This is a genomic window from Thermococcus sp. 5-4 (assembly GCF_002197185.1).
Classification (GTDB): domain Archaea; phylum Methanobacteriota_B; class Thermococci; order Thermococcales; family Thermococcaceae; genus Thermococcus; species Thermococcus radiotolerans.
The window spans coordinates 1124174-1136715 of the sequence record NZ_CP021848.1 but is presented as its reverse complement, the minus strand read 5'-3'; the positions used below and the strand labels follow the sequence as shown (position 1 = coordinate 1136715).

Here is a 12542-nt window from a genome sequence, read left to right as displayed (position 1 = left end):
CCAACGTCAAGCCCAACCTTTAGTTATGTAAAAGCTTTTTATAGGCTGAGACCCAAATAGGGGCAGGTGGTAGGCATGACTTTCGATAAGGAGAAGCTCGCGAAGATTAGGGAAGAGGAAAAGCGCTGGGACGAAACGACCGTTAAAAAGTTCATCGAGAAGAGGCCCGAGAGAAAGGAGAAGTTCATGACCGATGACGGTTTTGAGATAAAGCGCGTTTACACCCCCGCCGACCTAGGCGAGGAATGGGATTACCTCGAAAAGCTCGGTTTCCCCGGTGAGTATCCGTTCACCCGCGGCGTCTATGCAACCATGTACCGCGGTAGGTTCTGGACGATGAGGCAGTACGCAGGTTTTGGAACCGCTGAAGAATCCAACAGGCGCTACAAGTACCTCCTCGAGCAGGGACAGACCGGCCTGAGCGTCGCCTTCGACCTGCCGACCCAGATAGGCTACGACTCCGACCACCCGATGAGCGAGGGCGAGGTCGGAAAGGTCGGTGTGGCAATCGACTCCCTCTGGGACATGAGGATTCTCTTCGACGGAATCCCACTCGACAAGGTTTCGACGAGCATGACCATCAACTCGACGGCGGCTAACCTCCTTGCGATGTACATCCTCGTTGCCGAGGAGCAGGGCGTTGCCCAGAACCAGCTCCGCGGAACGGTCCAGAACGACATTCTGAAGGAGTACATAGCCAGGGGAACCTACATCTTCCCGCCGCAGCCGAGCATGAGGCTGACCACGGATATCATAATGTATTGTGCCGAGAACGTCCCCAAGTGGAACCCGATAAGCATAAGCGGCTACCACATCCGCGAGGCCGGAGCCAACGCCGTCCAGGAGGTTGCGTTCACCCTCGCCGACGGTATCGAGTACGTTAAGGCTGTCATAGACAGGGGCATGGACGTTGACAAGTTCGCTGGAAGGCTGAGCTTCTTCTTCAACGCCCACAACAACTTCCTTGAGGAGATAGCCAAGTTCAGGGCCGCCAGAAGGCTCTGGGCATACATCATGAAGGAGTGGTTCAACGCCAAGAACCCGCGCTCAATGCTCCTGCGCTTCCACACCCAGACGGCCGGCTCAACGCTCACTGCCCAGCAGCCGGAGAACAACATAGTCCGCGTTGCGATACAGGCCCTCGCGGCCGTCCTCGGTGGAACCCAGAGCCTGCACACTAACTCCTACGATGAGGCCCTCTCCCTCCCGACCGAGAAGAGCGTCAGAATTGCCCTCAGAACCCAGCAGATAATCGCCTACGAGAGCGGCGTCGTTGACACAATCGACCCGCTCGGAGGCTCGTACTACATCGAGTGGCTCACCGACCACATCTACGAGGAGGCCCTCAAGTACATCGAGAAGATTCAGAAGATGGGTGGCATGATGAGGGCCATCGAGAGGGGCTACATCCAGAAGGAGATAGCGGAGAGCGCCTACAAGTACCAGAGGGAAGTCGAGGAGAAGAAGCGCATCATCGTCGGAGTCAACGAGTTCATCGTCGACGAGCCGCTCGACGTCGAGATACTCAAGGTAGACCCGAGCATCAGGGAGAAGCAGATCGAGAGGCTCAAGAAGCTCCGCTCAGAGAGGGACAACAAGAAGGTCGAGGAGGCCCTCGATAAGCTCAGGAAGGCGGCGGAAACCGAGGACGAGAACCTCATGCCCTACATCATCGAGGCCCACAGGCACCTCGCGACCCTCGGAGAGGTCACCGACGTTCTCCGCGAGGTCTGGGGCGAGTACAGGGCACCGCTGATATTCTGAGGATGAGCTTTTCTTCCCCTTTATTTCCATCGCGGAAAACCTTAAAACCCCACGAAAAAGCTTAAAAAAGGATAGCCAAAGCATCAACAGGCATCATGATAATCCCGGGAGGTGTAGTTATGGCGAGAAACAAGCCGCTTGCGAAGAAGCTCAGACTTGCCAAAGCCGCCAAGCAGAACAGGCGCATTCCGGTCTGGGTCATAGTCAAGACCAACAGGGAGGTCATGACCCACCCGAAGAGAAGGATGTGGAGAAGGACCAAGCTCAAGGAGTGAGGTGATTTAGATGATTAAGCCCGGAGAGGAAGTCATATTCGTCGTTCCCATCAAGAAGATAAAGAAGCGCGTTCCGCGCTGGAAGAGGGCCCCCAGAGCGGCTCGCTTCGTCCGCGAGTGGATAGCCAGGCACGCCAAGGCCGACGAGGTAGTCATCGGCACCGACGTCAACGAGAAGCTCTGGGAGAGGGGCGCCGAGAAGCCGCCCAACAAGCTCCGCGTTAAGGTCGTTGTCGAAGAGGAAGAGGGCAAGAGGATTGCCAAGGTCTCCCTCGCCTGATTACTTTTAATTTAACGAGGTGACGAGATGCACATAGAAAGGCTCGATTTTGAGAACTCTCCATACCTGGGCGTTTACGGCACCGCCACCGACAGGTTAGCCCTTATCAGGGAGGGCCTCGGCGAGAAGAAGCTCGAGGTTCTCAGGGAGGTTCTCAAGGTTCCGCTCATTGAAACGAGTATAATGAAGTCGCGCATAGTGGGTATATTCGCGGCCGGGAACTCCAACGCGATAGTCGTCCCCTGGTACGTCTGGGACGCCGAGCTGGAGAGGATAAACGGTCAGTTAGAGGAGCACGGGATTGACACCGAGATAGTCCCGTTCCAGAGCACCCTCACGGCCTTTGGCAACCTCATCCTCGCCAACGACAGGGCGGCGCTGATAAGCGCCAAGTTCACCCGCGAGGAGGCCAAGAGGCTCGAGGAGATACTCGGCGTCGAGGTTGAGAGGGGCATGATAGGTGACTTCCACGCGGTTGGAAGCGTTGGAGTTGTTACAAACAGGGGCGGACTCGTCCACCCCGAAGCAACCGACGAGGAGCTCGAGTGGCTCCGCGACCTGTTCAAGGTTGATATCTATGTCGGAACCGCCAACATGGGTGTTCCCTTCGTCGGTTCCTGCATGCTGGCGAACTCTCACGGTGTCGTCGTTGGGCACCTGACCACGGGACCTGAGATAGTGAAGATTGAAGAAGCCTTGGGCTTCCTTGACTGATGATGGAGGTGTGAGCTATGGAGGTTAAGGTCTTCCGCGTTAAGGGCGTTTTCGAGAGGAACGGAAAGAGGGAGAGGTTCACCAGGGAATACCGCGGCCTCAAGGCCGAGGACGTCGTTGAGATACTCTACTCCGAGGTCGGCAGCAAGCACCGCGTTCCGAGGAACAAGATATGGATCGAGAGCGTCGAGGAGATAAAACCTGAAGAGGCCGAGAACCCGATAGTCAGAAAGCTCAGCGGGCTCTGATTTCCTTTTCTATTCTACCCCCAGCCCGACGGAGAACTCCATTTCTTCCCTCGCCTTTCCAACGCTGAGCCTGAGCGTAAATTTTCCGTGTCCGCTCACCGTGGAGAGGCCGTTCATGGCCTTCTGGAGCTTCGGTGGGTCGAGGATTTTCTCGTGGGACACCACGAGAATCGGCTCGCTCGGGAACTCGTAGTTGAACCTCCCAGGTTCGTCACCGAAGAAGACGATGTCCTCGACCATCTTACCCAAGAGGGCGAGGTCAACGTAATCGGCCTTCTGGAGGCTCATGCTGACCTCACCTTCGAAGCCGTTTTCCAGGGGTTTGAGCGATACCTGGGCGTAGTCCTCCAGGGCTCCTGCCGTCATGACGTCGCTGGGGAACGTAAACCTGTAGCTCGGCGTGATGTAGAGAAGCAGAACCCCGTTTTTGAGCCTGTATCCGGGCAGCTCAATCCTTCCTGAGCCGGGGACGTCGAGCTCAAGCCTGTATTCGGCCGGAGTTAATGGGAGCTCCCTGGAGAGGACGCTCTTCTCTGGCACGAACTTTCTTGATGTATCAAAGAGCCAGGCCGATGTGTAGTACTTGGAACCCCTCCCTCCTATCCTGGGGCCTATAAGGACGGAACTTGCCGCGTTGAACCTTCCGTATTCGGCCTCGACGCTCTCAGGGAACAGGACCGCGTTCTCGAGAACCTCGATCCTCCCGGAGATTTCCTCGACAAGTTTTCTGGCCCTGCCTGGGAGAAATCTACCGCCTGAAACCGTGAGGATTTTCATTCGACGTCCCCGAGATGAGTGGGAAAGAAAATTTAAATCCCTTTCTCCCTCCAGCCGAGAACCCTCGACTGGTAGTGCCTCTTCGGGAAGATACTGAGCGGGTCAACTCCTCTCTCGCGGAGCAGGTGTCTCAGCTCGACTTCGTAGTCCGCCTTCTGGAGCTCCTCACTCTCCTTGATTTCAACGACGAAGAGCTTCTCCGTCAGCTCGCGTATCGTCTTGTAGCCGAGGCCGAGTAGGGGTCGTATGTAAGCGACGTTGAAGCGGTCCTCCAGGGAGCGGGCCTTCGGCAGGTCGAGGAAAGGCACCCTGTCGTCCCTTCTCGTTCCGTCGCTCACGCGCTCGACTTCAGGCATCGCTGCTATTGCCTCAAGGGCCCTCTCGTGAATGAACTGAATCGCGTTGTTCGGATGGCCGTCGCTGAGTGCCATATCCGCAGCCTTCTCCAGGATTTCCCTTGGCAGATAGACGATCTGGTGCTCGAAGCCCAGCCTTTCGGCGGTCTCCCTGGCGAAGCTCCAGTTGTCGAGGAGGCCGAAGCTGACGGTTACCAATCTCACCTCGTAGCCGAGTCTGGTTAGAATCCACGCGCTCAGGCTTGAGTCCTTGCCGCCGGAGTAGAGATGATGGACGAGCATAGCCTCACCCCGTTTCATCGGTGATTGTTGCCAACACCTTTAAAAGGCCAACCTTTTTAAAGTGCTTGACCGCGAGAGCTAAGAGGTGAGAGAGATGGAGAAACGCTTACCCGGAAAGGTGAGACGCGCCATAAGGGCGAGATACTACGACATCCCTCCGAGAGCCTGGATAGGTAAGAGAGGGCTGGATGAGGGTGTCATAGAGGAGATAAACACCCAGCTTGAGAAGGACGGGATACTGAAGGTTGAGATAAGGAAGGGGGCGCTCATAAGCACCGAGCTTGACAGGCGCCAGCTTGCCGAGAAGGTAGCGGAGATGACGGACAGCGAACTCATCGAGGTTCGCGGCAAAAGGTTTATATTGTTCAAACCGAGGGAAGGTTGGGAAAAGTATTTAAGGAAGCTCCAGAGAAAGGAGCTTTCGAAGGAAAAGCGGGAGGAGAAGCCCGTTAAGAAAGTCAGGCTCGATATCGCTCAATTCAGGAGGAAATTCAAGAAGGGGAGGGATTGAAAGTGGCGACAGTTTATGACGTTCCCGGTGATTTGCTCGTTGAGAGGACTGCGCAGAAGCTCAAGGAGATCGAGGCCATAAAGCCGCCCGAGTGGGCCCCGTTCGTCAAGACCAGCAGACACAAGGAGCGCATCCCCGAGCAGGATGACTGGTGGTACTACCGCGTTGCCAGCATCTTCAGGAAGATATACATCGATGGCCCGGTCGGCATCGAGAGGCTCCGCACCTGGTACGGTGGCAGGAAGAACCGCGGGCACGCTCCGGAGCACTTCTACAAGGCCGGAGGGAGCATCATAAGGAAGGCCCTCCAGCAGCTTGAGGCTGCCGGCTTCGTCCAGAAGGTTCCGGGCGAGGGCAGGATCGTCACCCCGCAGGGACAGAGCTTCCTCGACAAGATCGCCACCGAGCTCAAGAAGGAGCTTGAGGAGCAGATTCCGGAGCTCAAGAAGTACTGAGGGCCTTGGCCCTTTTCCCCTTGTTAGTTTCTGGCGATACCTTTCCCAGGTTATTAAACCCAATACCTTTTTAACCGGAGGTCTAACCCTATGGTGGGGGTGAGAGGATGGCCGAGGACATAGAGGAGATCAGAAAGCGCAAGCTCATGGAACTGCAGAAGAAGTACCTCGAGCAGCAGAAGGCCCAGGAAGAGGCTTTGAGGCAGGAGATGGAGCTTGAGGCCCAGCTTGATGCCATAATGAGGAGAATTCTCACGCAGGACGCCAGGGAGAGGCTCGGTAGGGTGAAGCTGGTTCGCCCCGAACTGGCGAGACAGGTTGAGCTGGTTCTCGTTCAGCTTTACCAGGCCGGACAGATAAGGGAGCCGATAGACGACGCCAAGCTGAAGAAGATACTCGCGCAGATAGACGCCAGAACGAGGCGGGACTTCAAGATCAAGTGGTAGCCAGAAGGTGCTCCCATGGACGCCAGGGAGATAATAAAAATACTCGACGAAAAGGGAGAGGTCAGTCTCGAAACCTGGAAGGCCGTCTCGGTTAAGAAGAACAAGGATGGAACCGTTGACGTTCTCTACAAGAACCTCCACGTTGGGACGGACGAGGATCCGGTCTTCCTCTGGATCTATGCCAACATAGTTGAGGACGACTGGGACGTCCGCGTTCTGGAGCGGATAACCTTCAAGCGCGAGGACCTCGCCTGGTTACTCCGCTACGTTGTGAAAAAAGGAGAAGGTTTATAAGGGCTTTATAAAATAGCCGGCCGGTTGGGGGTGTTTGAGTGAGCAAGCGTAGGGTCTGCCCGGTTTGTGGCTCAACGGAGTTCATCTACGACCCGGGTAGGGGAGAGGTCGTCTGTAAGGTTTGCGGTTACGTTATCGAGGAGAACGTCATAGATATGGGTCCCGAGTGGCGCGCCTTTGACGCGAGCCAGAGGGAGAAGAGGGCGAGAGTTGGTGCCCCCGAGAGCATTCTCCTCCACGATAAGGGTCTCTCAACAGATATTGGAATCGACAGGAACCTTTCCGGTTTGATGCGTGAGAAGATGTACCGCCTGAGGAAGTGGCAGAGCCGCCTCCGCGTGAGCGATGCCGCCGAGCGTAACCTGGCCTTTGCCCTGAGCGAGCTGGATAGAATTGCTTCCCAGCTCAAGCTTCCCAGGCACGTCGAGGAGGAAGCGGCAAGGCTCTACCGTGAGGCCGTGAGAAAGGGCCTCATAAGGGGACGCTCGATCGAGAGCGTTATAGCAGCGTGCGTCTACGCCGCCTGCAGGCTCCTCAAGGTTCCGAGGACCCTCGACGAGATAGCCGACATATCCCGCGTTGACAAGAAGGAGATAGGCAGGAGCTTCCGCTTCATAGCGAGAAACCTCAACCTCACACCGAAGAAGCTCTTCGTCAAGCCAACCGACTACGTCAACAAGTTCGCCGACGAGCTCGGACTCAGCGAGAAGGTCAGGAGAAGGGCCGTGACGATTCTCGACGAGGCCTACGAAAAGGGCCTCACGAGCGGGAAGAGCCCCGCAGGCCTGGTCGCGGCCGCGCTATACATAGCGGGCCTTCTCGAGGACGAGAAGAGAACCCAGAGGGAGGTCGCAGAGGTCGCGCGCGTCACCGAGGTCACCGTGAGGAACAGGTATAAGGAACTCGTCGAGAAACTCAACCTGAAGATTCCGGTTTGAGGAAAAGAAAAGGGTCAGCGCTTCCCAAACCAGCTTTCCAGCGTGGCCTGCTTTCCTGCTTTCACGGCTTTTTTCAGCCTCTCAAGTCCGTTCTTTACCCTCTCCTCGCTGAAGTCGTGCTCGTCGCAGAGAAACTTTAGAATTCCTTCCTCGTCCGGCTCGCGCCACTTGAGCTCGTATTCGTCGGTGACTGGGGGATTCAGGAAGAACTCCTTTATCGCGTAGAGGTCGACTTCGCTGTCCTTGTTGTACTTCTTCAGCGGGTCTTTTGTGCGCTTAACGATGGTGAGGGCCTTCTTCGGTCCGATTCCCTTTATTCCGCCGGGGTTGTAGTCCGTGCCGACCAGTATGGCCATCTCTATGAGCTTCTCCCTGTCTATGCCGAGTTCCTTGAGAACCTCCTCCAGAACTATCAGCTCCGGCCTGACCTCAACGTAGACGTTTTTTCCCGGGAGCTTTCTCCTGCCGGTTATCGTGACGTTCCTCACCAGTCTGGGGGCTCCAAAGAGGAGCGAGTCGTAGTCCTGACTCGCGGAAGCGTAGACCTTCTTTTTAGCGGCCATGTAAGCGGCCTGGGCCTCACCCTCGCTCGGAGCCTGGATCACGGGGATTCCCATCAGCTCAAGGAGCCTCTTGGCATCGTTTATCAACTGCTCATTTACCTTGGTCGCACGCATCGCGTACTTCTTGGCCTCCTCGAGGTCGCCGCGCTCCAAAGCCTCGTACCACTTCTCCTCGGCCTCTTCCCTCGCCTCGCGGCGCTTCTCTATCTCCTTCTTTTTGAACTCCGGGGGCTTCCCGTCGAAGACGTAGGCTGGCTTTATTCCGGCCTCCATGAGGTTGATGTTCCTGTAGAAGAGGCCGCTGAGGTGGGAGGTTATCCTCCCGCGGGAGTCCATGAGCGGCGTCCCATCGCGCTGCCTTATGGTCGAGAGGAACTGGTATATCGCATTGAACGCGTCGATTGCGACCTTTCTCCCGTAGAGGTTCTCCAGTTCTATCTCCTTCCTCGGAACGAGCTCGCCTATCTGTACGCCCATACCATCACCCCTTGATGAAAAGAACGTCGCGGGCCTATTTAGAGTTTGCCTATTCCTTTGCCTCATCCAGGGTCTTCGTCAGGTCGTCCACGTCCTTCTCCGTGATGCCCCGCTCTATGAGGAACCTGTTGTAATTATCCTCCCTCTGCCTCTCCCTGGTGTACACCCAGCCCATCGCGGCTATAAGGGCCGCCATGCCGAGGAGCACCTGCCAGCCGAGTTCCGTGAGGTCTAGGGTTATGAGGAGCTCCTTCACGAGCGCCAGCACGCCTATCTCCACTACGTTCTTCATCGGAACATGGTGATAGATGATGTACATCACGATTATCTCGAAGATTTCCAGGAATATTAGGATGAGAACTATGCCCTGGAGCGCATCTTCGGGGGCGAAGTGAATGAGTGAGTTTATCGCCAGATCTATTATCATCCTGACGACGTAGAGCATGGTCAATGTTCCCAGGGCTATCACGACGAAATCGAATAGAACGCTCAGCAGCCGGAGCGCCCTTCGCTCGGCCCTGCTTCCGAAAGTCCTCACGCTATCACCTGAATCATTGGTTTGGGCGTTGGGATTAATAAGAATTTTGGAGTTCAGGGTGGGTTTTAAATCAACGGTGTCCAACCTTCGGTGCTTTTAACGTCCGTCGAGTTTCCTATCGTCAAAAAGAGAAGAGAAAAGTTATAACTCGTTTTACGGACGTGAAACTGTGACTTTCATTACGGATGAGGTGATTGAGATGGATGGAAACTTGGAGGCTCTCTTCAGACCCAAGAGCATCGCCGTCATCGGCGCTTCTGAGAAACCGGGCAAGATAGGATACGCTGTTATGAGAAACCTTGTTGAGTACGGCTACGATGGCAAAATCTACCCAGTCAACGTCAAGGGTGTTGAGATCGAGATAAACGGGAGGAAGTTCCAGTCCTACAAGAGCATCCTCGACGTTCCGGACGAGGTCGATATGGCCGTTATCGTCGTTCCGGCCAAGTTCGTTCCGCAGGTCGTCGAGGAGTGCGGGCAGAAGGGCGTTAAGGTCCTCCCGATCATAACCTCGGGCTTCGGCGAGCTCGGCGAGGAGGGCAAGAAGGTCGAGAGGCAGATAGTCGAGACCGCCCACAAGTACGGCATGAGAATCCTCGGCCCGAACATCTTCGGTGTCGTCTACACCCCCGCCAAGATGAACGCCACCTTCGGCCCGACCGACGTCATGCCGGGCAACCTGGCCCTCATCAGCCAGAGCGGCGCGCTGGGAATAGCCCTCATGGGCTGGACCATCCTTGAGAAGGTCGGTCTCTCGGCCGTCGTCAGTGTCGGAAACAAGAGCGACATCGACGACGCCGACCTGCTCGAGTTCTTCAAGACCGACGACAACACCAAGGCAATCCTCATATACATGGAGGGCGTCAAGGACGGAAGGCGCTTCATGGACGTCGCGAGGGAGGTCAGCAAGGAGAAGCCGATTATCATCATCAAGGCCGGAAGGAGCGAGCGCGGTGCTAAGGCTGCCGCGAGCCACACCGGTTCCCTCGCCGGCGCCGACAAGATATACGAGGCCGCCTTCAAGCAGAGCGGTGTTCTCAGGGCACTCACCATAGGCGAGGCCTTCGACTGGGCTAGGACCCTGAGCAACCTTCCGGAGCCTGAGGGAGAGAACGTCGTCATACTCACCAACGGTGGCGGAATCGGAGTTATGGCCACCGATGCGGCCGAGGAGGAGGGGCTGCATCTCTACGACAACCTCGAGGACCTCAAGGTCTTCGCTAACCACATGCCGCCCTTCGGTTCCTACAAGAACCCGGTTGACCTCACCGGCATGGCGGGCGCCGAGGCCTACGAGGGTGCCGTTCGCGACGCACTCGCCAACCCGAACATGCACGCCATAGCCGTCCTCTACTGCCAGACTGCAGTCCTCGACCCGCGCGACCTGGCCAAGATAGTCATCCGCGAGTACAACGAGAGCGGCAGGAAGAAGCCCCTCGTCGTTGCCATCGTCGGCGGCATAGAGGCCAAGGAAGCCATCGACATGCTCAACGAGGAAGGAATTCCGGCCTATCCGGAGCCGGAGAGGGCCATAAAGGCTCTGGCAGCGCTCTACCGCTGGAGCAACTGGAAGGCCAGGCAGAAGAAGGAGTGATTTCCTTTCTCTCTTTGTTCAATCTTTACGACAAAAAGTTCTTAGGAAGTTTGTTCCAATTCTGTGACGGTGGGTCTTGTGAAGCGCCCCATCTTAATACTGGGCGTCATCTTTGTGCTCATTGGGAGTCTCCTGACTGCGTGGGACTACAACTCACGCCCGGCGTGCACCTGTGCCTCAACCCTCTCCAATGAATCCGTGCATGAGCTGAGGATATTCAACATAACAAACGGGGGCATTGTGAACGGAACCGTCCTTGCGGTAAGGGTTCCCCTCATGGGACAAAACCTGACTGTCAGGGATCCCGAAAGGGACGTTTATGTAGTCTTCAATCGGCGGGGAGAACTGTATCTCCCGAAAACTCCGATATTTTTCAGAAGGATTCAGGTTGATGGGCTCGGGGACGAAAAAGTAGAAGTCTATGCCAATTTGGCCGGTGGTTACGTATTTGATGTTAAACCCGGGATGTTTGTTGTCCTGGAATCTGTTGACGCCATCCAGTTTCCCCTCACCCGGTACGGTGCGGAGCTTGGATTCCTGAATCCTCGGGGGCGCATCGTGATAGTCGATCAGAACAGGACGGAAATAATCCTGGGAGATTCCATCGAGATTCCGCGGCTGAACGTAACACTCCATGGAGAACCACGGGTCCTGAAGGTCATTTATAGCCTCACCACTCCAAAAAAGGTCTGGATAGACGGCTACGTCGATCTTGGAAACGGGAGGGTTACGTACTACACCTACGGGATTGACCTCAATCCCATCGATGAGACCCTTCCAGCTTTGGTGAGCGTTGAGAGGGGCTCATCGTTCACAGCCTTCAACTATTCACATTTTCGTCTCATCGAAGGGGAATGTCCGGTTGAGAAGATTGGTCCTGAAGGCCCGCTCTCCCTTTCCCTTGGCCTGCTGATGATTTTTGCCGGTCTTCTCTGGAGGACCTAACCTTTTTCTATTTCCTCACCGTCTATTCATCAGGTGATTCCATGCTAATCGCCCTCATCTCCGACATCCACTCGAACCTTGAAGCTTTAAAGGCGGTCTGGCGGGAGGTAAAGAGCGCCGACGCCGTTCTCTGTATGGGGGACTTGGTCGGCTACGGGGCGAGCCCAAACGAGGTCGTTGACTTCGTCCGGAAGCAGATGGAGAAAAGAACCTTTCTCTGCGTCCGCGGCAACCACGACAACGCGATAGCCTTTGGGGCGGAGTGGGGCTTCAACCCCTACGCCAGGCAGGCGGTGAGGTGGCACCAGCGGGTGATGACGAGCGAGAACCTTGAGTTTCTCAGGAGGCTTCCGGTAAGGCAGCTCTTCACCGACGATGCCGGCAGGAGCTATCTCCTCATCCACGGCTCGCCGAGGGCCCCCATAGACGAGTACCTCTTCCCCTGGTTTTCTGACGAGGAGTTCAGAGCGGTTCTGAGCTATGTCAGACAGGACGACCTCCTCGTCGGCCACACCCACGTGCCCATGCTGAGGGTGATAGACGGCAGGAGGATCATCAACCCCGGCGGCGTGGGCCAGCCCAGGGACGGAGACTGGAGGGCAGCCTACGCGCTGATCGACACCGAAAAAGAGCCCCCCGACAACGTTGAGTTTTACAGGGTGGAGTACGATGTCGATTCTGCCGCGGAGAAGATAATAGAAGCGGGACTTCCGAGGTTCCTGGCCATGAGACTCTACGAGGGGTATTAAAAGAGGGGATCACTCCCCAAGGGTTCTCGACTCTTCCTCCGTGAGTCTCCTCTTTATCGTGCCGACCCTTCTGAGCTTGGACTTGACCGCGAGCTTGCTGGAGTCTATTATGATTACCTCTCCGATGCTCTTAACCGCGCTCACAGGGATGAGGAGAAGACCCTCGTGATCGGTGACAAACTCGCTCGTATCGAGGTCCTCATCGGGCTCGGCAACTATCACAAGAATATCGCCGGTTTCCTCATCGAAGCTGAGGTCGTAGACCCAGCCGAGCCTTATACCCGTGTCGGTTATCAGCTCCACGTCCCTAAGCTTGGAGGCTATTATCTTGACCAT

At 56.1% G+C, this 12542-nt stretch carries 18 protein-coding genes; 13 read left to right on the top strand and 5 right to left on the bottom strand.

Annotated elements, in window-relative coordinates:
• The first annotated feature begins 75 nt into the window (after nucleotides 1–75).
• The 5 genes from CDI07_RS06255 (at nucleotide 76) to rpl18a (ending at nucleotide 3281) form a co-directional block, all read left to right on the top strand.
• Nucleotides 76–1764, top strand: coding sequence for a methylmalonyl-CoA mutase (locus tag CDI07_RS06255; RefSeq protein WP_088180794.1), 1689 nt, complete (start codon nucleotides 76–78; stop codon nucleotides 1762–1764).
• A 119-nt stretch (nucleotides 1765–1883) separates the two neighbouring features.
• Nucleotides 1884–2039 carry a 50S ribosomal protein L39e gene (locus CDI07_RS06250; RefSeq protein ID WP_088180793.1) on the top strand — a complete coding sequence of 52 codons (156 nt, stop codon included), beginning with the start codon at nucleotides 1884–1886 and terminating at the stop codon, nucleotides 2037–2039.
• 10 nt (nucleotides 2040–2049) lie between these two features.
• Entirely contained in the window at nucleotides 2050–2319 is a 270-nt protein-coding gene (locus CDI07_RS06245; RefSeq protein ID WP_088180792.1) for a 50S ribosomal protein L31e, read from the top strand.
• Between the two features lie 27 nt (nucleotides 2320–2346).
• Entirely contained in the window at nucleotides 2347–3033 is a 687-nt protein-coding gene (locus tag CDI07_RS06240; protein ID WP_088180791.1) for a translation initiation factor IF-6, read from the top strand.
• A gap of 17 nt (nucleotides 3034–3050) precedes the next feature.
• The gene (rpl18a, locus tag CDI07_RS06235) at nucleotides 3051–3281 is read left to right on the top strand and encodes a 50S ribosomal protein L18Ae (protein ID WP_014013577.1); all 231 of its coding nucleotides are present in this window, start codon (nucleotides 3051–3053) and stop codon (nucleotides 3279–3281) included.
• Between the two features lie 9 nt (nucleotides 3282–3290).
• On the opposite strand, the gene CDI07_RS06230 is transcribed toward rpl18a, so the two are convergent.
• Nucleotides 3291–4058: a hypothetical protein gene (locus tag CDI07_RS06230; RefSeq protein WP_088180790.1), complete on the bottom strand. Its 768-nt coding sequence runs from the start codon at nucleotides 4056–4058 to the stop codon at nucleotides 3291–3293.
• A 32-nt stretch (nucleotides 4059–4090) separates the two neighbouring features.
• Nucleotides 4091–4696, bottom strand: coding sequence for an asparagine synthase-related protein (locus CDI07_RS06225; protein ID WP_088180789.1), 606 nt, complete (start codon nucleotides 4694–4696; stop codon nucleotides 4091–4093).
• Between the two features lie 94 nt (nucleotides 4697–4790).
• Here CDI07_RS06225 and CDI07_RS06220 point away from each other — a divergent pair, with 94 nt between their 5' ends.
• The 5 genes from CDI07_RS06220 to CDI07_RS06200 all read left to right on the top strand — a co-directional run bounded on the left by CDI07_RS06220 (nucleotide 4791) and on the right by CDI07_RS06200 (nucleotide 7340).
• Nucleotides 4791–5207, top strand: a complete 417-nt coding sequence (locus CDI07_RS06220; RefSeq protein WP_088180788.1) for a YhbY family RNA-binding protein — start codon at nucleotides 4791–4793, stop codon at nucleotides 5205–5207.
• Nucleotides 5208–5209: 2 nt separating this feature from the next.
• The gene (locus CDI07_RS06215; protein WP_088180787.1) at nucleotides 5210–5662 is read left to right on the top strand and encodes a 30S ribosomal protein S19e; all 453 of its coding nucleotides are present in this window, start codon (nucleotides 5210–5212) and stop codon (nucleotides 5660–5662) included.
• A gap of 107 nt (nucleotides 5663–5769) precedes the next feature.
• Entirely contained in the window at nucleotides 5770–6108 is a 339-nt protein-coding gene (locus CDI07_RS06210; protein WP_088180786.1) for a DNA-binding protein, read from the top strand.
• Nucleotides 6109–6123: 15 nt separating this feature from the next.
• Nucleotides 6124–6402 carry a hypothetical protein gene (locus CDI07_RS06205; protein ID WP_088180785.1) on the top strand — a complete coding sequence of 93 codons (279 nt, stop codon included), beginning with the start codon at nucleotides 6124–6126 and terminating at the stop codon, nucleotides 6400–6402.
• Nucleotides 6403–6440: 38 nt separating this feature from the next.
• Nucleotides 6441–7340 (top strand): transcription initiation factor IIB, encoded by a 900-nt coding sequence (locus CDI07_RS06200; RefSeq protein ID WP_088180784.1) that lies wholly within the window; start codon nucleotides 6441–6443, stop codon nucleotides 7338–7340.
• A gap of 14 nt (nucleotides 7341–7354) precedes the next feature.
• On the opposite strand, the gene fen is transcribed toward CDI07_RS06200, so the two are convergent.
• Entirely contained in the window at nucleotides 7355–8380 is a 1026-nt protein-coding gene (fen, locus tag CDI07_RS06195; RefSeq protein ID WP_088180783.1) for a flap endonuclease-1, read from the bottom strand.
• A 49-nt stretch (nucleotides 8381–8429) separates the two neighbouring features.
• Nucleotides 8430–8918 (bottom strand): phosphate-starvation-inducible PsiE family protein, encoded by a 489-nt coding sequence (locus CDI07_RS06190; protein WP_088180782.1) that lies wholly within the window; start codon nucleotides 8916–8918, stop codon nucleotides 8430–8432.
• A 199-nt stretch (nucleotides 8919–9117) separates the two neighbouring features.
• Between CDI07_RS06190 and acs the strand changes: the two genes are divergently transcribed.
• From acs to CDI07_RS06175, 3 genes are all read left to right on the top strand, one after another.
• The gene (gene acs / locus CDI07_RS06185; protein WP_088180781.1) at nucleotides 9118–10512 is read left to right on the top strand and encodes an acetate--CoA ligase alpha subunit; all 1395 of its coding nucleotides are present in this window, start codon (nucleotides 9118–9120) and stop codon (nucleotides 10510–10512) included.
• A 78-nt stretch (nucleotides 10513–10590) separates the two neighbouring features.
• Complete coding sequence (locus CDI07_RS06180; protein ID WP_088180780.1) at nucleotides 10591–11457, top strand: hypothetical protein; 867 nt, start codon at nucleotides 10591–10593, stop codon at nucleotides 11455–11457.
• Nucleotides 11458–11498: 41 nt separating this feature from the next.
• Entirely contained in the window at nucleotides 11499–12206 is a 708-nt protein-coding gene (locus tag CDI07_RS06175) for a metallophosphoesterase (RefSeq protein ID WP_088180779.1), read from the top strand.
• 9 nt (nucleotides 12207–12215) lie between these two features.
• On the opposite strand, the gene CDI07_RS06170 is transcribed toward CDI07_RS06175, so the two are convergent.
• Nucleotides 12216–12542, bottom strand: coding sequence for a PRC-barrel domain-containing protein (locus CDI07_RS06170; protein ID WP_088180778.1), 327 nt, complete (start codon nucleotides 12540–12542; stop codon nucleotides 12216–12218).

Excerpts from the sequence above, each read along its gene's own strand:
- CDI07_RS06240 (WP_088180791.1), top strand. The coding sequence starts at position 2,347 with ATGCACATAGAAAGGCTCGATTTTGAGAACTCTCCATACCTGGGCGTT.
- CDI07_RS06205 (WP_088180785.1), top strand. The coding sequence starts at position 6,124 with ATGGACGCCAGGGAGATAATAAAAATACTCGACGAAAAGGGAGAGGTC.
- CDI07_RS06225 (WP_088180789.1), bottom strand. The coding sequence starts at position 4,696 with ATGCTCGTCCATCATCTCTACTCCGGCGGCAAGGACTCAAGCCTGAGC.
- CDI07_RS06175 (WP_088180779.1), top strand. The coding sequence starts at position 11,499 with ATGCTAATCGCCCTCATCTCCGACATCCACTCGAACCTTGAAGCTTTA.
- CDI07_RS06170 (WP_088180778.1), bottom strand. The coding sequence starts at position 12,542 with ATGGTCAAGATAATAGCCTCCAAGCTTAGGGACGTGGAGCTGATAACC.
- CDI07_RS06255 (WP_088180794.1), top strand. The coding sequence starts at position 76 with ATGACTTTCGATAAGGAGAAGCTCGCGAAGATTAGGGAAGAGGAAAAG.
- rpl18a (WP_014013577.1), top strand. The coding sequence starts at position 3,051 with ATGGAGGTTAAGGTCTTCCGCGTTAAGGGCGTTTTCGAGAGGAACGGA.
- CDI07_RS06250 (WP_088180793.1), top strand. The coding sequence starts at position 1,884 with ATGGCGAGAAACAAGCCGCTTGCGAAGAAGCTCAGACTTGCCAAAGCC.
- CDI07_RS06230 (WP_088180790.1), bottom strand. The coding sequence starts at position 4,058 with ATGAAAATCCTCACGGTTTCAGGCGGTAGATTTCTCCCAGGCAGGGCC.
- CDI07_RS06210 (WP_088180786.1), top strand. The coding sequence starts at position 5,770 with ATGGCCGAGGACATAGAGGAGATCAGAAAGCGCAAGCTCATGGAACTG.
- CDI07_RS06245 (WP_088180792.1), top strand. The coding sequence starts at position 2,050 with ATGATTAAGCCCGGAGAGGAAGTCATATTCGTCGTTCCCATCAAGAAG.
- acs (WP_088180781.1), top strand. The coding sequence starts at position 9,118 with ATGGATGGAAACTTGGAGGCTCTCTTCAGACCCAAGAGCATCGCCGTC.
- CDI07_RS06220 (WP_088180788.1), top strand. The coding sequence starts at position 4,791 with ATGGAGAAACGCTTACCCGGAAAGGTGAGACGCGCCATAAGGGCGAGA.
- fen (WP_088180783.1), bottom strand. The coding sequence starts at position 8,380 with ATGGGCGTACAGATAGGCGAGCTCGTTCCGAGGAAGGAGATAGAACTG.